Genomic DNA, 18,601 nt, shown 5'->3' with positions numbered 1-18,601 from the left:
CACGTACGCCGGGAGAGGCGCTCATTACCCATGGGTTACCCCGTCACACGCAAGGTCAGCCCCACCGGTCGACCACCGCCGCCCGGCCGCCGGACGCGGGTGCGCCGCCGCCCCAGTGCCGGGAGAGGACACGGGCGAGCGACTCCACCACTTCGGGAGCGTAGTCCCCGGCGGTCGCCAGCCGCAGCTCCTCCAGGGCCCTGAGCGGCCCCTCGGGACCGGCGTCCCTGGCCTTCTCCTCGTACGCGTTCACGGTCCGTACGATCCGCGCGGCGACCGGCTGCTCCCGGTAGGGGTCCGCCTGCCGCTCGACCACGACGGCGACCGCCGCGTCCACGCCCGTCTGCCGTACGACGGCCCCGCCGAGCAGCGCGATGCGCCGCTGCTCCTGCGCGGGCAGGCCGGCCGTGGCGCCCGCCGGCACCGGGTCGACCAGGCTGAGCTGGCCGATGTCGTGCATCAGCGCCGCGTACTCCAGGACGGTCAGCTCGGGCCGCGAAAGGCCCAGGTCGCGGCCGACGGCACGGCTGAGTGCGGCGACGCGGTGGGCGTGCCCGGAAGGGGTGCAGCCGGCGATCTCGGTGGCGCGGGCGAGGGAGGCGATGGTCTGCCGGTAGGTGGCGCGCACGGCGGCGTAGCGGCGGACGGACAGCTGTGTCAGCAGCAGCGGCAGGCAGAACACCGGCAGCGCCCACAGCCCGGCGACGCCGACCGCGAGGGCGATCACCGCGCCGGTGGCGCACACCGCTGAGCCGATGCCGAGCAGTCCGCGCAACTCGTCGCGGAGCAGCGGGCCGAAGGGCCAGCCGGTGCGGGAGCGGGCGAGGGCGGCGGCGAGGACGGCGTCGCACAGGGCGGTGAGGACGAGCAGGGCGATGAGCAGCAGGGCGTACGCGGAGCCGTCCCAGGTCGTGAACACCCCCCGGTCGTAGAGGGGTTGGAAGCAGACCGCGGCGAAGCCGACGGACAGGACGCGGCGCGCCAGGTGGTCGAGGGTCGGGCTGCGGCCCATCCAGATGTGCGGGACGCTGCCCAGCAGGGAGGCGGCGAGGACGACGGTGACGACCTGGGCGGCGCCGTGCCGCGCGGGGTCCCCGGCGACGGAGCCCAGCAGGGCGTACGACAGGGATCCGGCGGTGCCCAGCGGCGCGGCCTGCCGCACCTCGGCGCCGCTCCAGCGGGTCAGCTCACCGACGGCTATGAGCACACCGAAGGCGAGCGCCACGCCCGGTCCGTCGATGCCGGTCCACAGGGTCACGGCGAGGCAGACGGCCGCGACGAGGACGGCGGTTCCGTGGATGAGCCGTCGGACGGTCATCGGCGGCCCCGTTCACGAGGGCGACGGTGGGGGCGACGGCGCGGGTGGGGGTGCGGGCGCGGGTGGGGGTGCGGGCGTCTGCGACCGCGGGTGCGGGTGTGGCTGCGGGCACGAACACGGGCACGGACACGGCGGCGGCCTCGCGTGCGTGTTCTCATCGCTCCGCCCCCGACCTGCTGTGCGCGGGCTTCTGGGACGGCAGTCCGTACGCGGGCTCGTCGGCGGTGACGGCCGGGTGCCAGCCGAACCGGCGCAGGGCCCGCACGAGCGCCCTGACCATGCGCGGGTCGAACTGGGTGCCCGCGCAGCGCTCCAGCTCGGTCAGGGCGGTTCCGACCGGGCGGGCCCTGCTGTAGGTGCGGGTGGAGGTCATCGCGTCGAAGGCGTCGGCGACGGCGACCACACGGGCGGACTCGGGGATCTGCGTGCCGGACAGGCCGTACGGGTAGCCGCTGCCGTCGAGGCGTTCGTGGTGGTGCAGGATCGCGGCGCGGGCCTCGTCGAGGAAGGAGATCCCGCGGACCATCTCGTGGCCGTACTCGGGGTGCAGCTCGATGATCCGCCGCTCCTCGGGGGTCAGCGGGCCGTCCTTGCGCAGCAGCCGGGTGGGCACGCCGAGCTTGCCGACGTCGTGCAGGATGCCGGCGAAGCGCAGCACCTCGACGCGTTCGTCGTTCATGCCGAGTTCGCGGGCGATCATCACGGAGGCCTGTCCGACCCGCTCGCTGTGGCCGCGGGTGTACCCGTCCTTGATGTCGACGGCCTGCACCAGCGCGCGGATGGTGGCCTGGTGGGCGGCCCGCTCCCGGTGGTACTGGGCGAACACCCAGCTGGAGACGCCCATCGGCAGCAGCACGAGCAGCGCGGCGACGGGCCCGTACGGGCTGCGCCACAGCACGGCCATCATCAGCCCGGCGAGTCCGTGCACGGCGACCGGCGCGAGGCAGCGCCCGAACAGCCCGTGCCAGGCGCGCCGCAGCGGCACCCGGTCGACGGTGGCGAGGATTCCGCCGTCGAGGAGGGTGAGCACCAGGCAGAAGGCGAGGACGGCCGCCCCGGCGGGCAGGAGGACGTACGGGAAGTGGCAGGCCAGGACGGCGTCGCGGCCGTCGAGCGCCCAGTGCACCTCAGCCGCTCCCCAGACCGCGAGCGAGGGCCGCGCGGCCCGCCACACCCGGCGCAGCAGCACGGGCGGGTGTTCCACGCCGGGGAGCAGGGCGGCGGGCAGCGGGACGAGCGCGGCGGCGGGCGGGGGCAGCAGGAAGGCCCCGGCGAGCAGGACGGGGTAGAAGGTGCCGCCGGAGCGGCGCCGTACGACCTGCTCGCAGACCGCGTAGAGCGCGGCGAGCAGGGCGAGCGCCCACCAGGGGGTGTGCGTGGCCGGCGCGCGCAGGACACAGAGCACGGCCACCAGGCCGGCGCAGACCACGTAGACCCGCGCCCTCGCCGGAACCGCCTCCATCACGCCCCCTCCCCCGACCTTGCCTGTCCGGGCTCGGAGCCTAGGGGCGGGGATCGGGGGGCGGGGCGTATGGCCCGAGGATTAGCACGTTCGGGTGAAGCGGGTGCTCAGGGGTTCTCGGGGGTTCTCGGGGTTGGTCAGCGGTGGTCAGCCCTCCTGGGCCGAGGCCGTCACGTCGTGATCCGGCACGGCCTGCCCGGAGCGGATCAGGTCGATCCGCCCCAGGACCTTCGAGCGGAGGTCGGCGGGCACGTCGTCATGGCCGCAGCACCGCTTGACCAGCTTCTTCACGGCCTGCTCCAGGCCGTACTTCTCCAGGCACGGCGAGCATTCCTCGAAGTGGTGCTGGAACTTGTCGCGATCGACGTCCGGCATCTCGCTGTCAAGGAACTCGTACAGGTGGTCGAGGACCTCACTGCAGTCCGTCTCGTGCGGATCTCCGCAGCTCATGAGCCCGAACCTTTCGCTTCGTTCGACTCTCCGGCGCCCGCCGGGACCAGGCCGCGCTCGCGTGCGTAGTCCTCCAGCATGCCGCGCAGTTGACGGCGGCCCCGGTGCAGCCGGGACATCACCGTGCCGATGGGCGTCCCCATGATGTCCGCGATCTCCTTGTACGCAAAGCCCTCTACGTCCGCGAGATAGACGGCGATGCGGAACTCCTCGGGGATCGCCTGCAGCGCTTCCTTCACGTCCGAGTCGGGCAGGTGGTCCAGCGCCTGCGACTCCGCCGAGCGCAGACCGGTCGACATGTGCGACTCGGCGCGGGCCAGCTGCCAGTCCTCGATCTCCTCGGCCGCACTGCGCTGAGGTTCGCGCTGCTTCTTGCGGTACGAGTTGATGAAGGTGTTCGTGAGGATCCGGTACAGCCATGCCTTGAGGTTGGTGCCCTCACGGAACTGGTGGAAGGACGCGTACGCCTTGGCGTAGGTCTCCTGCACCAGGTCCTCGGCGTCGGCCGGGTTGCGCGTCATGCGCAGCGCGGCCGAGTACATCTGGTCGAGGTATTCGAGCGCGTCCCGCTCGAAGCGCGCGGTGCGCTCCGCTCCGGACTCCGGGCTCGTCCCGGACGTCTGCGCGCCCGTGCCCTGGCCCTCGGGCGGCTCCGCCTGGCCGTTGTCGGTCCCTGCGTCGGTCCCAGTGACCGGACCCACCTCCTCAAGATCCCGGGCGGGACCGAAACCGATCCCACTCGTCTCGGAGGATAGAACACGACCCGTGCCGTCCGCCGCTCGAATGGGAGCGGTCCTGGCCGCGTGCAGCACCGTCCAGTCCAGGTCGGCGCGGGCGTCGCGGCTCGGGCAGGTGGTCGAACCCATGCGGCGGACTTCCTCTCGCCAGACGTCTGTGCCGGGGCTCCGGCACTTCCTGTCCGGCTCAACAGGGATCCACCGCGCAACATTCCCTGGCGTCGCCCGACTTTCCCTGGCGTCACCCGAGTTTCCCTGGCGTCGCCCGACTTTCCCTGGCGTCACCCGAGTTTCCCTGGCGTCACCCGAGTTCCCCTGGCGTCACCCGAGTTCCCCTGGCGTCACCTGAGTTCCCCTGGCGTCACCCGAGTGTGGTGACCCACTCCACGACCGCGTCGGTGACGATCTCCAGTGCCCGTTCCTGGGTGATCTCCGCGCGCTTGGGCACGGCGAACCCGTGATCGCCGTACGCCACCTCGACCAGCGTGTACGTGCCCTCGGGGAACTCCTCCGGCTTCCCGAAGGGGTCGTTGCCGCCCTGGACGACGAGCGTGGGCACCCCGGCCCCGAGCAGTTCCTCCGCGCGGGACTTCTCCGGCCTGCCGGGCGGGTGCAGCGGGAAGCCGAGGGCGAGCACCGCATGGGCGCCCAGCTCGGTGGCGGTGCGGCAGGCGACGCGGGCTCCGGCACTGCGACCGCCGGAGATGACCGGCAGTTCCATGCCGGCCAGCGCGGGCCAGATGCCGCGCCAGCCGGTGTCCAGGGTCTTCGGCGCCGGAGCGACTTTCCGGCCTGCGACGCGCCAGGGCTGCTCGACGAGGGCCACGGTCACACCGTGTTCCGGGAGCACCTCGGCCAGTGCCCTGAGGTCCCGCGCCTCGATGCCGCCGCCGGCCCCATGACTGACGGCCAGCACGAACCGTGCCTTCTTCGCCCGGTGCCAGGTGATGCGCGCGGTCCCGGCGTCCGTCTCGACAATCTCGATCACGCTAGAAGAGTGTGCCCTCTTCCGGGCCCTCCAGCTCCTTCAGCAGCTCCGGGCCGTTGTTGCGGACGTTGCTGACGGCCGTCGAGACGGGGTACGCGCGCATCAGGCCCTCGGGCGGCGGGGCCAGCAGGTCGCGCAGGGAGTCGGGGTCCGTGCGGGCGGGGTCGAGCCAGGCGTCCCAGCGGTCCGGAGTGAGCATCAGCGGCATCCGGGGGTGGATCTCGGCGAGCGTGTGCGGGCCCTGTGCCGGGGCGACGGCGAGCGGGCTCGTCTCCGCCTCGGTGGTGATCACCGAGCAGGTCACCCACCAGGCCTGCGGGTGGTCGTCGGGCAGCGTGCGGTCGCGCCAGAACTCGTACAGCCCGGCCATCGCGAACACCGAGCCGTCCGCCGGGAGCACGAAGTACGGCTGCTTGCGCGGCCGTTTCTTCTTCCCCTCGACCTCAAGGTTCCGCTCGTCCTTGCCGGTGACCCACTCGTAGTAGCCGTCGGCGGGGATGATGCAGCGCCGGGCGGCGAAGGCGCGGCGGTAGGCCGGCTTCTCGTGCACGGTCTCCGCGCGGGCGTTGATCATCCGGGCGCCGCCCTCGGGCGTCTTGGCCCAGGAGGGCACGAGTCCCCACTTGAGTGTGCGCAGCTGGCGAACCGGACGCGGTGATTCCGCGTCTTTCACAGGACGGTCGAGGACGGCGTAGACCTCCTTGGTCGGCGCCACGTTGTAGTCCGGTTCGAGACTCTCCTCGGGATCCCACTTCCCGACCTCGAAGACTCCCGCGAGATCCTCGGGCCTACGACTGGATGCATACCGTCCGCACATACGTGTCACACTGCCAGGCCCACCCGTCGCCCGGCCACCATCTTCGACGACAGGAGCCACCCCGAGTCATGGACAGCCTCGCCGCCACCGCGCTGCCCGACGTCTGGGACCGGCTGACCGGTACCCAGCCCGACCCGGACCTGTGGGTGGTCCTGGCCACGCTGGTCGCCGCGCTCGCCGTGATCCTCCCGCACGGCCTGTGGCGGATATCCCGCAACGCGATCACGATCGCCCACGAAGGCGGCCACGGCCTGATCGCCCTGCTCACCGGCCGCAAGCTCACCGGCATCAGGCTGCACTCCGACACCAGCGGGCTCACGGTCAGCCGTGGCAAGCCGTACGGCCTGGGCATGATCCTCACGGCGGCGGCGGGCTACACCGCGCCCCCGCTGCTGGGCCTCGGCGGAGCCGCGCTGCTGGCCGGCGGACGCATCACGCTGCTGCTGTGGGCGGCGACCGCCCTGTTGCTGGTGATGCTGGTGATGATCCGCAACGCGTACGGCGTGCTGACCGTGGTCGTGGCGGGCGGTGCGTTTCTGCTGGTGTCCTGGTTGACGGGACCTCAGGTGCAGGCGGCGTTCGCGTACGTGGTGGTGTGGTTCCTGCTGCTGGGCGGGGTCCGGCCGGCCTTCGAGCTCCAGGCCAAACGGCGGCGGGGAGGCGCCGGCGACTCGGACCCGGACCAGCTGGCGCGCCTGACGCACGTACCGGCGGGGCTGTGGCTGTTCCTGTTCCACGCGGTGTCGCTGTGCTCGCTGATCGGCGGGGGCAGGTGGCTGCTGGAGGGGTGAGGCGGGTGGCCGTTGGAGGAGGTGCGGCAGGTGGCCGTTGGAGGGGGTGCGGCAGGTGGCCGCTGACGGGCTGAAGCACGCGACTGCTGACGGGCTGAGGCACGCGACCGCTGGGAGACTGAAGCACCTGGCCGCTGGAGGGGTGACGGCACGCCCCTGGGGGGTGTCGTCCGGTGTCGTCCGGCCCTGCTCGGCCATGGACGGGGACCGCCCCCTCGGGGCCCTCCTTATAGAGTGGGCTCATGCCCGAATCCCCCGCCCTCTGGCCCGCCCCGCACGCGAGCGGGGCCGTCGACGCGACGGTTCACGTCCCCGGGTCCAAGTCGGTGACGAACCGCGCCCTCGTGCTCGCCGCCCTCGCGTCCGAGCCCGGCTGGCTGCGCCGTCCGCTGCGCTCCCGCGACACCCTGCTGATGGCCGGTGCGCTGCGCGCGATGGGCGTGGAGATCGAGGAAGGGGTCGGCCCGGACGGTTCCGGGGAGGCCTGGCGGGTGCTGCCCACCGGCCTGCACGGCCCGGCCACGGTGGACGTCGGCAACGCCGGCACGGTGATGCGCTTCCTGCCGCCGGTGGCCGCGCTGGCCGACGGTCCCATCAGGTTCGACGGCGACCCGCGCTCGTACGAGCGGCCCCTGCACGGCGTGATCGACGCGCTGCGCGTCCTCGGCGCCCGGATCGACGACGACGGCCGGGGCGCACTGCCGCTGACCGTGCACGGCAGCGGGGCCCTGGAGGGCGGCCCGGTCTCGATCGACGCCTCCTCGTCCTCGCAGTTCGTCTCCGCGCTGCTGCTGTCCGGCCCCCGCTTCAACCAGGGCGTCGAGGTCCGGCACACGGGCGCGAGCCTGCCCTCGATGCCGCACATCCGGATGACGGTGGACATGCTGCGCGCGGTCGGCGCCCAGGTGGACACCCCGGAGTCGGGCGGCGAGCCGAACGTGTGGCGGGTGACCCCGGGCGCGCTCCTCGGCCGGGACCTGACCGTCGAGCCCGACCTGTCGAACGCGCAGCCGTTCCTGGCGGCGGCCCTGGTCACCGGCGGCAAGGTGCTGATCCCGGACTGGCCGGAGCGGACCACCCAGCCCGGTGACCGGCTGCGGGAGATCTTCACCGAGATGGGCGGTTCCTGCGAACTGACCGAGTACGGGCTGGTGTTCACCGGTTCGGGTGCCGTCCACGGCCTCGATGTGGACCTGTCCGACGTGGGCGAGCTGACCCCGGGCATCGCCGCGGTCGCGGCGCTCGCCGACTCCCCCTCGACCCTGCGGGGCGTGGCCCATCTGCGGCTGCACGAGACGGACCGGCTGGCCGCGCTCACCAAGGAGATCAACGAACTCGGCGGTGACGTCACCGAGACGGCCGACGGCCTGCACATCCGCCCGCGCGCGCTGCACGGCGGGACCTTCCACACCTACGAGGACCACCGCATGGCGACGGCCGGCGCGATCATCGGCCTGGCGGTCGAGGGCGTGCGGATCGAGAACGTGGCGACCACGGCGAAGACCCTGCCGGACTTCCCCGACCTGTGGACCGGGATGCTCGGGAACTGACGGGCGGACTGGAACCATGCGCCGCTACGGCAAGCACACCGACGAGGACGACATCAGGTCCCGTCCCAACCGCAAGGGCAACCGGCCGCGGACCAACATCCGGCCCAAGCACGAGGACGCGGCGCAGGGCATGGTCCTCACCGTCGACCGGGGCCGGCTGACCTGCCTGGTCGACGACCGTCCCGTCATCGCCATGAAGGCCCGCGAACTGGGCCGCAAGGCGGCCGTGGTGGGCGACCGGGTGGCCCTGGTCGGCGATCTGTCCGGCAAGAAGGACACCCTGGCCCGGATCGTGCGGATCGAGGAGCGTTCCTCGCTGCTGCGCCGTACGGCGGACGACGACGATCCCTACGAGCGGGTCGTCGTCGCCAACGCCGACCAGCTCGCCATCGTCACCGCCCTCGCCGACCCCGAGCCGCGCCCGCGGCTGATCGACCGGTGCCTGGTCGCGGCCTTCGACGGCGGCCTGGAACCACTGCTGGTGATGACCAAGTCGGACCTGGCCCCGCCGGGCAAGCTGCTGGAGCTGTACGGCGACCTGGACATCCCGTACGTCGTCACCAGCCGCGAGGAACTGGCGAACGGGGACGCGGCGCAGCGGGTGCTGGAGCAGCTGGGCGGCCGGGTCACCGCGTTCGTGGGGCACTCGGGCGTCGGCAAGACGACCCTGGTCAACGCGCTCGTACCGCAGGAGCGGCGGCGTACGACGGGACACGTCAACGCGGTGACGGGCCGGGGCCGGCACACCACCACCTCGGCGCTCGCCCTGCCCCTGGCCGACGGGGACGGCTGGGTCATCGACACCCCGGGCGTCCGTTCCTTCGGGCTCGCGCACATCGACCCGACCCGGGTGATCCATGCCTTCCCCGACCTGGAACCGGGCACCGAGGGGTGCCCGCGCGCGTGCAGCCACGACGAGCCGGACTGCGCGCTGGACGCGTGGGTGGCGGAGGGTCACGCGGACCCGGCCCGGCTGTACTCGCTGCGCCGGCTGCTGTCGACGCGGGAGCGCCGGGAAGGCGACTGAGTATCGCGTTGTTTGCCGGGGCCCGGTGCTGGTAAGTGCATAATCGCACCCAGCCGGGGAGCCGGACCTACGGGAGGACAGCGCATGGCGTGGCTGCTGGTCGTCGTGGCCGGGATTCTGGAGACCGGCTTCGCCGTGTGCCTGAAGCTCTCGCACGGGTTCACCCGGCTGTGGCCGACGATCGCGTTCGCCAGCTTCGCCCTCGGCAGCTTCGGCCTGCTGACCCTCTCCCTGAAGAAACTCGACGTCGGCCCGGCGTACGCGGTGTGGACCGGGATCGGAGCGGCGGGCACCGCGATCTACGGCATGGTCTTCCTCGGCGATCTGGTGTCGACCCTGAAGATCGTCTCGATCTCGATGGTCATCATCGGAGTGATCGGCCTCCAACTGTCGGGCTCGGCCCACTAGCGCCTGACCGGCAGCACGCCGCTCTCACCGGTCTCTCCAGTCTCACCGGTCTCGCCGCTCTCACCGGTCTCACCGGTCTCACCGGTCTCACCGGTCTCACCGGGAACGTGACTCACGCCGCCTGATGGTGCAGGGCACCACGCACCAGGCCCGCCACCCCGCCCTCGCCCGGCGGCGGCGCGGCCACGCAGGAGACGGCGAGGCGGACGACCAGTTCGCAGGACAGGGCCAGTTCGGCGGTGTCGGAGGGGACGGCACCGGGGCCGGACAGGGCGACCACGGCCCGGTCCCGCACGATCCGCACGAGGTCGCCGGGCGACGGCAGCGGCCCGTCCGCACGACGCTGCGCCGGTACGACGGAGGAGGACGGCACACCGGTCAGGGCGGGCGCGGGCAGGCGCTCGCTCCAGCACCCCGTGAGCATGGCCCGCACCAGAGCGTTGTCCCGGGCGGCCGAGGCCGTCCACTCGGCGGTGGCGGTGAGGCGGTCGCGCGGGTCGGTGTGCGCGGCGAGCGCCCGCTCCACCCCGGCGAGATACCCGTCGGCCTCCCGCCGTACCAGCGCCCTGGCCAGTCCGTCCTTGCTGCCGAACTCGTTGTACAGGGTCTGCCGGGACACCCCGGCCGACGCGGCCACGTCGACCATCCGCACCGTGGACCACGGCCGGCGCGCAAGCGCCGTGTAAGCGGCGTCCAGAAGCGAATCCCGGGCAGCAGGCATCCTCGCCTCCCTGGGGCAGGCAACTCTGCGCCCAGATTTGACGCGCACGCATGCACTGTCAAGGGTGCGCGACAGCAATGGGCTCCGCCGGGGCCGGGGTTGTTGTCCGGCCGCGGGTCCGTCGTGGCCGGTCGCGCAGTTCCCCGCGCCCCTGGGAAGACGCAGCCCCCGCGCCCCTGGGAAGTCGCGGTCCCCGCGCCCCTGGGGAGTTGCGGCGCCGTCGGCCGCACAGGCGCCGTGGTCGCCTGACAACCCTCCTGCCCTGAGCCCCCCGGTAGCCCCGTACCGGCGCGGACAGATACCGTTCCTCACATGCCGGACTACCTTGACGATCTCCGTCTCGCCCACGTCCTCGCGGACGCGGCCGACGCCGCGACCATGGCCCGCTTCAAGGCGCTCGACCTGAAGGTGGAGACGAAGCCGGACATGACTCCGGTCAGCGAAGCGGACAAGGCGGCGGAAGAACTGATCCGCGGCCAGCTCCAGCGCGCCCGCCCGAGAGACGCGATCCTCGGCGAGGAGTACGGCGTCGAGGGCACCGGCCCGCGCCGCTGGGTGATCGACCCGATCGACGGCACCAAGAACTACGTCCGCGGCGTCCCCGTCTGGGCGACCCTGATCTCCCTGATGGAGGCGGGCGAGGGCGGCTACCAGCCCGTCGTCGGTGTCGTCTCCGCCCCGGCCCTGAACCGCCGCTGGTGGGCCGCGAAGGGCCACGGCGCCTTCAGCGGCCGCAGCCTGACCTCGGCGTCCCGTATCCACGTGTCCCGTGTCGGCCGGCTGGCGGACGCCTCCTTCGCGTACTCCTCGCTCTCGGGCTGGGAGGAGCAGGGCCGGCTGCATGGCTTCCTCGACCTCACCCGCGAGGTCTGGCGCACGCGCGCGTACGGCGACTTCTGGCCCTACATGATGGTCGCCGAGGGCTCGGTGGACATCTGCGCCGAGCCCGAGCTCTCGCTGTGGGACATGGCCGCCACCGCGATCGTCGTCACCGAGGCGGGCGGCACCTTCACCGGCCTCGACGGCCGTCCGGGCCCGCACAGCGGCAACGCGGCCGCGTCCAACGGGCTGCTGCACGAGGAGTTGCTGGGGTATCTCAACCAGCGCCACTGAGTCACGGGAGACACCCGCGCACGCCCTCAACTGACCTCGCGCGCCCTCTTGTTGACCCCTCCTTTACCTGCCACTCTGGGTCTACCCCCACTTGTGAACTTGTGCAGTGCCCACCAGGCGCCTCCGGTGCCGGGCTCCACGAACTCCGGGATTCCTAGGAGGTGGCCCATCCATGCTGGTCCGTGACGCCATGAGTACGGTGGTCCTCACCGTCGGCCCCAACCACACTCTCCGCCAGGCAGCAGCCCTGATGTCCGCCCGTCGCGTCGGCGCCGCCGTGGTCCTGGATCCCGACGCCGGCGGGATCGGCATCCTCACCGAACGCGACGTCCTCAACTCCGTCGGCCTCGGCCAGAACCCGGACACGGAGACCACCCACGCCCACACCACCACCGACGTCGTCTTCGCCACCCCGGCCTGGACCCTGGAGGAGGCGGCGCGGGCCATGGCCCACGGCGGCTTCCGGCATCTCGTCGTCCTCGACCGCGGCGAACCCGTCGGCATCGTCTCGGTCCGCGACATCATCCGCTGCTGGGCCCCGGCCCGGGAGCCCGCGCCCGCACTCTGAGCGTCGTACACCCGCCCTGAGTCGACGCACCTCAGCCACGCACAGCCATGCAGGGGCAAGCCCGATCCCACAATAGATTTCATCTAAGTCAATCCAGGATCCAAAGTCACACCTATTCGGAACCTGGTCCCCCTGCTGTTAGGCTGAGAGCCATGAGCGACCTTCTGGAACGGCTGCGTGGACGCGGATGGCGAATGACCGCACAGCGGCGCGTCGTGGCCGAGGTGCTCGACGGCGAGCACGTGCATCTGACGGCCGACGAGGTCCACGCGCGGGCCGTGACCAAGCTGCCGGAGATCTCCCGGGCCACCGTCTACAACACGCTGGGCGAGCTGGTGTCCCTCGGCGAGGTGCTTGAGGTCAGCACGGACAAGCGCGCCAAGCGGTACGACCCGAACGCGCACCGGCCGCACCACCACCTGGTCTGCGCCCACTGCGGCTCGATCCGGGACGTCCACCCGACCGGCAACCCGCTCGCCGACCTCCCCGACACGGAGCGCTTCGGCTTCACGGTCTCGGACGTGGAGGTCACGTACAGGGGACTGTGCCCGGACTGCGCGGGCGCGTAAGCGCGAAAAGCCGGCGCACGAAGAGCCAGCGCGCGAAGAGCAGGGTTCGAAGAGCAAGGGAGGGGGCGAAAGCCCCCTCTTTTCGTTTCGCCGCCCTCCCGTTTCGCCGCTCGCACCCGGAAACGACCGAGGGCCGGAATCCATCTCTGGATTCCGGCCCTCGGCCTTCAGTAGCGGGGACAGGATTTGAACCTGCGACCTCTGGGTTATGAGCCCAGCGAGCTACCGAGCTGCTCCACCCCGCGTCGGTGAACACGACATTACGCGAGGGAAGCCCACGGAAGCAAATCGATACAGGACGAGTGACCTGGGCCACTCCGTGTCACGCCGACAGCTCTTCCCGCAGCGCGTCCCTCAGCCGTCCCGCTCGCTCGGCCACCTCCGCGGGTCCCAGTGCCACCGCACGGTCGGCCCACCTCTGCCCTTCGGCCAGCTCGCCGCGACGCGCGTAGACCAGGGCCAGCCGGAGTGCCGCCCGCCCGTGTCCGGCGTCGGCGGCCCGCTGCCACCACACCGCGGCCTCGGGCTCGCTGCCCTCGCGGGCGAGCAGCAGCCCGAGGTTGAACGCCCCGTTGCGCGAACCGGCCTCCGCCGCCACCCGGTACCACCGCGCCGCGTCGAGCACGTCCCCGCGGCCCGCCGCGAGCATGCCGACCCGCACCTGCGCCCGCCGGTGCCCCTGGGTGGCCGCCCGCTCGTACCACTCCTCGCACTCGGTCTTCTCGTGCACGGTCTCGCCCAGCTCGTGCGCCGGCTCCGGCGGACGGCGCGCGTCGAGCACGGCGGCCAGCCGGTACGCCGCCTCCGCGCTGCCGCCGCCCGCCGCGCACCGCAGATGCCGCTCGGCGCCCCGGTCGTCGCCCTCGCGCAGGCGGGCGATGCCGACCTGCAGCGCGGCCTCGGTGTGCCCGGCTGCCGCGGCCCGCTCGTACCAGCGCAACGCGAGAGGGCCCTCGCCGCGGCCGGCGTGCAGGATCCCGAGGTTGAACGCGGCGTCCACGCTGCCCGCCTCGGCGGCCTTGGAGAACCACGGCTCGGCCCCGCTGGTGTCGCCGACCTGGAGCAGCAGCACGGCCAGCGCGTTCGCCGCCTCCCGGTGTCCGGCGTACGCGGCGCGCCGGTACCACTGCTCGGCCTGCGCGGTCCGCCCCTGCTCGGCGCAGAGCAGCCCGAGGTTGTACGAGCCGTTGTCGTCCCCGGCGTCCAGCGCCGCCCGGTACCAGCGCTCGGCGGTCTGGGTCTCGCCCCGCTCGGCGTGCAGGGCGCCCAGCGCGTTGGCCGCGTTGCCGTCGCCGTCCTGGGCGGCGCGCAGCCACCACACGGCGGCGCTCTCGGTGTCACCGGCGTCGCGCAGCAGGAATCCGAGTGCGCAGGCGGCGCGCGCCTCGCCGTCCTTGGCGGAGGTCAGGTACCAGCGGCCGGCCTCCTTCAGGTCGCCGCGCTTCTCCAGGATCGCGCCGAGGTGCAGCGCGGCCCGCCGGTGACCACGCGCCGCGGCCTGCCGGTACCACTGCTCGGTCTCCTGGACGGCGTCGTCGGCCGCGGCCTCGTCCTCCTGGGCGGCCTTGCGGTCGATCGCGCGCGCCAGCCGGTAGGCGGCCTCCCGGTGTCCGCGTTCGGCGGCGATCCGCATCCAGTGCTCGGCGCCCGCGTCGGCGCGGTGCTCAAGCAGGTCGGCGAGCGCGTAGGCGCCCAGGGTGTGGCCCTGTTCGGCGGACTGGCGCAGCCAGTATTCGGCGGCGGGTTCGTCGCCGCGCTCACGGTGATGGCGGCCGAGGGCGTGTGCGGCGGCGGCCGAGCCGGCGACGGCGGCGATGCGCCACCAGCCGGCGGCCTCGTCGGGGTAGCCACGCTGGTGCAGCAGGACACCCAGGTTGTTGGCGGCGGCCCGGTCACCGGACGCGGTGGCGGCACGCAGTTGAGGTTCGGCTCCGTCGAAGTCGCCGCGGCGCAGCAGCATGGCTCCGAGGACGCTCGACGCCTCGGCGTCGCCGGCCTCCGCGGCGAACCGGAGACGCAGCTCCTCGGCGGCGTCCCCCATCTCGTCGCGGGACGACTCATCCACCGAAGGCCGCGCAAATCGCCCTGACTCGAACAGAGTTGCCTTCTCCCCCATAACGTCCATCGTCGCACCACCTGCAACCTGGGTACACCCGGTATACCGCAGCCCGTAAGGTCACTTCAGCGTTTTGTCGACATGCCCACAGAGAGATAAGTCAAACACGCGGCCTCCGCCACCCCACGGCGGCGCGACCGCCGCTCCCCCCAGTACATGAGTTCGCACAGCACGAAGGCCCGGATCCCTTAAGGATCCAGGCCTTCGACTTCAGTAGCGGGGACAGGATTTGAACCTGCGACCTCTGGGTTATGAGCCCAGCGAGCTACCGAGCTGCTCCACCCCGCGCCGTTGTTCAACAACCGTATCACGGCGCGGGGGGGTCTTGATCAGCTCTTCTTTCCGCCGCCGGTCTTGTCGGCGCCGGCCTTGTCGTTGCTGGCCTTGTCGGCCTTGGCCTGTGCCTCCTCGGCCTTCTTGAGCGCCGCCGCCAGATCGTCCTGCGCCTTGGCGTAGGCGTTCCAGTCCGGCTTGGGCTTCTGCAGCGCCGCCTGCCCCGCGTCGAAGGCCTTCTGAGCGTCCTCCAGTGCCTGTCTGACCGTCGGGTTGGCGGAGCCCGGCGGGGGCGGCGGGTTGGCGGTTCCCGTGTCCGGGGGTGTGCTCGCCTTGACCCCGAACACCTCGTCGAGCGCCTCGCCCAGCGTGTCCTTGAAGGCGGTCTTGCCCTCGTAGGTGACCAACACCTTGCGCAGCAAGGGGTACTTCAGGGAACCACCGCGGACGTAGACGGGCTCCGCGTACAGCAGTCCCCCGTCCAGCGGCACCGTCAGCAGGTTGCCGTACTCGACCTTCGAGTGGCCTCTGCTGAGCAGACTGATCGTCTCGGCGATGTCCGACTCGGAGTTGAACTGGCTCTGCACCTGCTTCGGACCGTCGAAGTTGGTGTTCGTCGGCAGTTTCAGGATTCTGATCTTGCCGTAGTCGTCCGTGCCCGGGTCGGAGTCGACGGCCATGAACGCGCTCAGGTTGTCCCGCCCGTTGGGCGTGAACGTCGTCGTCAGCGAGAACTTCTGGGCACTCTGGTCCGGCATCTTCATGCTCAGGTAGTACGGCGGCACCGCGCTGGCCGAGTCGTTGGTCGGGTCGTCCGGGACCGCCCACACCTCACTGCCACTGAGGAAGGTCTGCGCGTCCGGCACGTGGTACCGGGTGAGCAGCTCACGCTGGACCTTGAACAGGTCCTGCGGGTAGCGCAGATGGGCCATCAGGTCCGGGGCGATGTCCGCGCGGGGCTTCACCGTGCCGGGGAAGGCCTTCATCCAGGTCTTCAGCACCGGGTCCTCGGTGTCCCACTGGTACAGCTTGACCTCGCCGGTGTACGCGTCGACGGTCGCCTTCACCGAGTTGCGGATGTAGTTGACCTGGTTCTGCTGGGCCACCACCGCGCGCGAGGTGTTGGTGGCGGTCAGCGAGTCGGCCGTCGTGTCGCCGAGGGTCGTACGCGAGGCGTAGGGGTATCCGTTCGTGGTCGTGTACGCGTCCACGATCCACTGGATGTGGCCGTTCACCACCGCCGGGTAGGCGTCGCCGTCGATGGTCAGCCAGGGGGCGACCGCCTCGACGCGGTCCTTGGGCGTGCGGTTGTACAGGATCCGCGAGCCCTTGCCGATGGCTCCCGAGTAGAGGATCTGCGGCTCGTTGAACGCCACCGCGTACGCGGCCCGGTTGACCGGGTTGTCGAGGTTGACGCCGCTCTTGCCCCGGTAGCTGGTCGTCCTCTCGTGCTCGTTGTCGGGGTAGTCGACCTCCTTCTGGGGGCCGCCGACGATCGAGTACGTGTTGGTCTTCTCGCCGTAGTAGATCCGCTGCTCGAACGAGCCGAGATCTCCCTTGGCGGGCAGGTTCTTCTCGATGAAGACCGGCCGGCCCTCGGAGTCGGCCTCGGTGCCCTTGGCGGCGACCACGCCGAATCCGTGCGTGTAGCGGAAGTGGTCGTTGATCCAGTTGTTCTTCGGGACGCCGTCCAGGTTCAGCTCGCGCAGACCGAGGACGGTGTCCTGGTCCTTGCCGTCCTTGGTGCTGTACCGGTCGACGTCGAGGTTGTCCGGGAAGCCGTAGTAGGCCTTGATCTGCTGGAGCTGGCGGAACGTCGGCGAGACGACGTTCGGGTCCATGATGCGCAGGCTGGCCGTGTCGGCGACCTTGTCGCGCAGCGTGGTCCTGTCCTTGGTGCTGGACGTGCCCGCGTACTCGCTGACCTCGGTGTCGTCGATGCCGTACGCCTCGCGGGTCGCCTTGAGGTTCTTCTCGACGTACGGGGCTTCCTTGGCCTGCTCGTTCGGCTGGACCTGGAACTTCTGCACGATGGCCGGGTACAGGCCGCCGATGAGGATCGCCGAGAGGACCATCAGGCCGAAGCCGATGACGGGCAGCTGCCAGGTGCGGCGCCACAGGGTGGCGAAGAACAGCAGCGCGCAGATGACGGCGATGCAGAACAGGATCGTCTTGGCCGGCAGATAGGCGTTGGCGTCGACGTAGCGCAGACCGGTCCAGTTGCCGGTCGCCTTGAAGTCGCTGGACTTGACGGCCAGGCCGTAGCGGTCGAGCCAGTAGGCGACCGCCTTGAGGGCCACGAAGAGGCCGAGGAGCACCGACAGATGCCCGGTCGCGGCGGCGGTGGCGCGCGCGCCGGGGCTGGTGACGCGCAGCCCGCCGTACAGGTAGTGGGTGAGCGCGGCGGCGATCAGGCTCAGGATCGCGGTGGCGAAGCCGAAGCCGAGCAGGAACCGGTACCAGGGCAGGTCGAAGGCGTAGAAGGAGACGTCGAGGTGGAACTGCGGGTCCTTCTGGTGGAAGGGCACGCCGTTGACCCACAACAGCCAGGTGCGCCACTGGCTCGCCGCCGAGGCACCGGCGATCAGGCCGACGAGACAGATGACGGCGAGCAGCAGCCACGTCTTGTACGGCGCGATGCCCATCCGGTAGCGGTCCAGGCTCTGCTGCTCCATGGACATGGCGCTCAGCGGGGGCCGCGTGCGGTGCGCGAGCCAGATGTTGACGCCCACGGCGAAGGCCATCAGCAGGCCGAACACGAAGAACAGCCCGATCTTGGTCCACAGGGTGGTGGTGAACACGGACGAGTAGTGCACCGACCGGTACCACAGCCAGTCCGTCCAGAAGCCGGCGAACATGGTGAACGCCATGCCGAGGACGGCGAGGACGCCCAGGGTCACGAGCAGGGTACGGGCGCGCCGGGACGGGCGGCCCGCTCTGATCCGCGGCCCCGTCGGGCCTCCGCCGCGGTCCGGCATCTGGAAAGCCAAGGTGCGCACCTCGAAGTTCGCTGTCGATCCGTCAGGCCCTCGTGTTCGCGGGCCCTCCGTGGCCCCCCGTGATCGCGAGCCCACACCTATGCAACTTACTCACGCTCGCCTCGGTTCCCGGTTCCGGCCGGGAACGAGGCAGGATTGTGACCATGTCCAACACTCCCATGGCAGCGAACCCGCTCACCCGGGCCGTACTCGAGATCGACGAGTACGCCTCCGGCCTCGGCTGGGACCAGCCCGCTCGCCTCTTCGCCCTTGTAGACACCGCACGGCTGCGGGCTCAGGAACCCTCGCTCGCCGCCCAGCTCGGCCTGCAGGACGAGCCCGAGACCACCGGTCTCACCCCGATCGAGCAGGACGAGATCCCCGCGGACAAGCAGCTCGACGAGTTCCTCGGCACCATCGCCTGGCCGGACGCGGTGGTCGGCTGCGCGCTCACGGTGGAGCGCCTGATGCTGCCGCCGACGGCGGAGGCTCAGGTTCCGGAGAACCTGAGCGAGGCCAAGCTGGCGAAGTGGGTGGCGAGCCACCCCGAGCGCCAGGAGGTCCGTATGACGGTCGGGGTGCTGCGCGACGGCACCCGCGACTCGGCGCTGCGACTGCGCGAGAAGGACTCCTCTACGGAGGTCCTGACGGGCCCCGACCTGGTGCCGGGCCTGGTGGCGGCGCTGGCGGCGACGTTCGAGGACTGAGTCCTCGG

At 71.5% G+C, this 18,601-nt stretch carries 17 protein-coding genes and 2 tRNA genes; 8 read left to right on the top strand and 11 right to left on the bottom strand.

Annotated features, from left to right (window positions below; genetic code table 11):
- Positions 1-55: 55 nt before the first annotated feature.
- From ACGFYV_RS32675 to ACGFYV_RS32650, 6 genes are all read right to left on the bottom strand, one after another.
- The gene (locus ACGFYV_RS32675) at positions 56-1,318 is read right to left on the bottom strand and encodes an HD-GYP domain-containing protein (RefSeq protein WP_393882132.1); all 1,263 of its coding nucleotides are present in this window, start codon (positions 1,316-1,318) and stop codon (positions 56-58) included.
- Between the two features lie 154 nt (positions 1,319-1,472).
- On the bottom strand, positions 1,473-2,780 hold the full coding sequence (locus tag ACGFYV_RS32670; protein WP_393882152.1) for an HD-GYP domain-containing protein: 1,308 nt from the start codon (positions 2,778-2,780) through the stop codon (positions 1,473-1,475).
- A 147-nt stretch (positions 2,781-2,927) separates the two neighbouring features.
- Positions 2,928-3,230, bottom strand: coding sequence for a mycothiol system anti-sigma-R factor (gene rsrA, locus ACGFYV_RS32665; RefSeq protein WP_393882131.1), 303 nt, complete (start codon positions 3,228-3,230; stop codon positions 2,928-2,930).
- The gene (locus ACGFYV_RS32660; protein ID WP_393882151.1) at positions 3,227-3,931 is read right to left on the bottom strand and encodes a sigma-70 family RNA polymerase sigma factor; all 705 of its coding nucleotides are present in this window, start codon (positions 3,929-3,931) and stop codon (positions 3,227-3,229) included. The genes rsrA and ACGFYV_RS32660 overlap by 4 nt, the downstream gene beginning before the upstream one ends.
- 397 nt (positions 3,932-4,328) lie before the next feature.
- The gene (locus tag ACGFYV_RS32655; RefSeq protein ID WP_393882130.1) at positions 4,329-4,955 is read right to left on the bottom strand and encodes an alpha/beta family hydrolase; all 627 of its coding nucleotides are present in this window, start codon (positions 4,953-4,955) and stop codon (positions 4,329-4,331) included.
- Between the two features lies 1 nt (position 4,956).
- On the bottom strand, positions 4,957-5,772 hold the full coding sequence (locus ACGFYV_RS32650; protein WP_393882129.1) for an SOS response-associated peptidase: 816 nt from the start codon (positions 5,770-5,772) through the stop codon (positions 4,957-4,959).
- 68 nt (positions 5,773-5,840) lie between these two features.
- Between ACGFYV_RS32650 and ACGFYV_RS32645 the strand changes: the two genes are divergently transcribed.
- From ACGFYV_RS32645 to ACGFYV_RS32630, 4 genes are all read left to right on the top strand, one after another.
- On the top strand, positions 5,841-6,563 hold the full coding sequence (locus ACGFYV_RS32645; RefSeq protein ID WP_393882128.1) for a M50 family metallopeptidase: 723 nt from the start codon (positions 5,841-5,843) through the stop codon (positions 6,561-6,563).
- Positions 6,564-6,805: 242 nt separating this feature from the next.
- Positions 6,806-8,113, top strand: a complete 1,308-nt coding sequence (gene aroA, locus ACGFYV_RS32640) for a 3-phosphoshikimate 1-carboxyvinyltransferase (RefSeq protein WP_393882127.1) — start codon at positions 6,806-6,808, stop codon at positions 8,111-8,113.
- 16 nt (positions 8,114-8,129) lie between these two features.
- Complete coding sequence (gene rsgA / locus ACGFYV_RS32635; RefSeq protein WP_393882126.1) at positions 8,130-9,140, top strand: ribosome small subunit-dependent GTPase A; 1,011 nt, start codon at positions 8,130-8,132, stop codon at positions 9,138-9,140.
- Between the two features lie 84 nt (positions 9,141-9,224).
- A complete protein-coding gene (locus ACGFYV_RS32630) occupies positions 9,225-9,548 on the top strand; it encodes a DMT family transporter (protein WP_393882125.1) in 324 nt (107 codons plus the stop codon).
- Positions 9,549-9,660: 112 nt separating this feature from the next.
- Here ACGFYV_RS32630 and ACGFYV_RS32625 read toward each other — a convergent pair whose 3' ends face one another.
- A complete protein-coding gene (locus tag ACGFYV_RS32625) occupies positions 9,661-10,269 on the bottom strand; it encodes a TetR/AcrR family transcriptional regulator (RefSeq protein WP_393882124.1) in 609 nt (202 codons plus the stop codon).
- Between the two features lie 312 nt (positions 10,270-10,581).
- Between ACGFYV_RS32625 and hisN the strand changes: the two genes are divergently transcribed.
- The 3 genes from hisN to ACGFYV_RS32610 all read left to right on the top strand — a co-directional run bounded on the left by hisN (position 10,582) and on the right by ACGFYV_RS32610 (position 12,519).
- On the top strand, positions 10,582-11,382 hold the full coding sequence (gene hisN / locus ACGFYV_RS32620) for a histidinol-phosphatase (RefSeq protein ID WP_393882123.1): 801 nt from the start codon (positions 10,582-10,584) through the stop codon (positions 11,380-11,382).
- Between the two features lie 172 nt (positions 11,383-11,554).
- Positions 11,555-11,950 carry a cyclic nucleotide-binding/CBS domain-containing protein gene (locus ACGFYV_RS32615; RefSeq protein ID WP_393882122.1) on the top strand — a complete coding sequence of 132 codons (396 nt, stop codon included), beginning with the start codon at positions 11,555-11,557 and terminating at the stop codon, positions 11,948-11,950.
- A gap of 152 nt (positions 11,951-12,102) precedes the next feature.
- Positions 12,103-12,519: a Fur family transcriptional regulator gene (locus ACGFYV_RS32610; RefSeq protein WP_393882121.1), complete on the top strand. Its 417-nt coding sequence runs from the start codon at positions 12,103-12,105 to the stop codon at positions 12,517-12,519.
- Positions 12,520-12,690: 171 nt separating this feature from the next.
- Here ACGFYV_RS32610 and ACGFYV_RS32605 read toward each other — a convergent pair.
- The 4 genes from ACGFYV_RS32605 to ACGFYV_RS32590 all read right to left on the bottom strand — a co-directional run bounded on the left by ACGFYV_RS32605 (position 12,691) and on the right by ACGFYV_RS32590 (position 17,886).
- Positions 12,691-12,764: transfer RNA gene (locus tag ACGFYV_RS32605), tRNA-Met, on the bottom strand.
- A 77-nt stretch (positions 12,765-12,841) separates the two neighbouring features.
- Positions 12,842-14,644, bottom strand: a complete 1,803-nt coding sequence (locus ACGFYV_RS32600) for a tetratricopeptide repeat protein (protein WP_393882120.1) — start codon at positions 14,642-14,644, stop codon at positions 12,842-12,844.
- 205 nt (positions 14,645-14,849) lie between these two features.
- Positions 14,850-14,923 (bottom strand) — tRNA-Met (locus ACGFYV_RS32595).
- Between the two features lie 41 nt (positions 14,924-14,964).
- On the bottom strand, positions 14,965-17,886 hold the full coding sequence (locus ACGFYV_RS32590; protein WP_393882150.1) for a UPF0182 family protein: 2,922 nt from the start codon (positions 17,884-17,886) through the stop codon (positions 14,965-14,967).
- Between the two features lie 164 nt (positions 17,887-18,050).
- On the opposite strand from ACGFYV_RS32590, the gene ACGFYV_RS32585 reads away from it, so the two are divergent.
- The gene (locus ACGFYV_RS32585) at positions 18,051-18,593 is read left to right on the top strand and encodes a PPA1309 family protein (protein WP_393882119.1); all 543 of its coding nucleotides are present in this window, start codon (positions 18,051-18,053) and stop codon (positions 18,591-18,593) included.
- The last annotated feature ends 8 nt before the right edge of the window (positions 18,594-18,601 follow it).

Origin of the sequence: Streptomyces sp. NPDC048297, from assembly GCF_043201585.1 — a bacterium.
Classification (GTDB): Bacteria; Actinomycetota; Actinomycetes; order Streptomycetales; family Streptomycetaceae; genus Streptomyces.
This window is presented reverse-complemented; position numbering and strand designations above follow the sequence as displayed.

Excerpts from the sequence above, each read along its gene's own strand:
- ACGFYV_RS32675 (WP_393882132.1), bottom strand. The coding sequence starts at position 1,318 with ATGACCGTCCGACGGCTCATCCACGGAACCGCCGTCCTCGTCGCGGCC.
- ACGFYV_RS32670 (WP_393882152.1), bottom strand. The coding sequence starts at position 2,780 with ATGGAGGCGGTTCCGGCGAGGGCGCGGGTCTACGTGGTCTGCGCCGGC.
- rsrA (WP_393882131.1), bottom strand. The coding sequence starts at position 3,230 with ATGAGCTGCGGAGATCCGCACGAGACGGACTGCAGTGAGGTCCTCGAC.
- ACGFYV_RS32650 (WP_393882129.1), bottom strand. The coding sequence starts at position 5,772 with ATGTGCGGACGGTATGCATCCAGTCGTAGGCCCGAGGATCTCGCGGGA.
- ACGFYV_RS32645 (WP_393882128.1), top strand. The coding sequence starts at position 5,841 with ATGGACAGCCTCGCCGCCACCGCGCTGCCCGACGTCTGGGACCGGCTG.
- aroA (WP_393882127.1), top strand. The coding sequence starts at position 6,806 with ATGCCCGAATCCCCCGCCCTCTGGCCCGCCCCGCACGCGAGCGGGGCC.
- rsgA (WP_393882126.1), top strand. The coding sequence starts at position 8,130 with ATGCGCCGCTACGGCAAGCACACCGACGAGGACGACATCAGGTCCCGT.
- ACGFYV_RS32630 (WP_393882125.1), top strand. The coding sequence starts at position 9,225 with ATGGCGTGGCTGCTGGTCGTCGTGGCCGGGATTCTGGAGACCGGCTTC.
- ACGFYV_RS32625 (WP_393882124.1), bottom strand. The coding sequence starts at position 10,269 with ATGCCTGCTGCCCGGGATTCGCTTCTGGACGCCGCTTACACGGCGCTT.
- hisN (WP_393882123.1), top strand. The coding sequence starts at position 10,582 with ATGCCGGACTACCTTGACGATCTCCGTCTCGCCCACGTCCTCGCGGAC.
- ACGFYV_RS32615 (WP_393882122.1), top strand. The coding sequence starts at position 11,555 with ATGCTGGTCCGTGACGCCATGAGTACGGTGGTCCTCACCGTCGGCCCC.
- ACGFYV_RS32610 (WP_393882121.1), top strand. The coding sequence starts at position 12,103 with ATGAGCGACCTTCTGGAACGGCTGCGTGGACGCGGATGGCGAATGACC.
- ACGFYV_RS32600 (WP_393882120.1), bottom strand. The coding sequence starts at position 14,644 with ATGGACGTTATGGGGGAGAAGGCAACTCTGTTCGAGTCAGGGCGATTT.
- ACGFYV_RS32590 (WP_393882150.1), bottom strand. The coding sequence starts at position 17,886 with ATGCCGGACCGCGGCGGAGGCCCGACGGGGCCGCGGATCAGAGCGGGC.
- ACGFYV_RS32585 (WP_393882119.1), top strand. The coding sequence starts at position 18,051 with ATGTCCAACACTCCCATGGCAGCGAACCCGCTCACCCGGGCCGTACTC.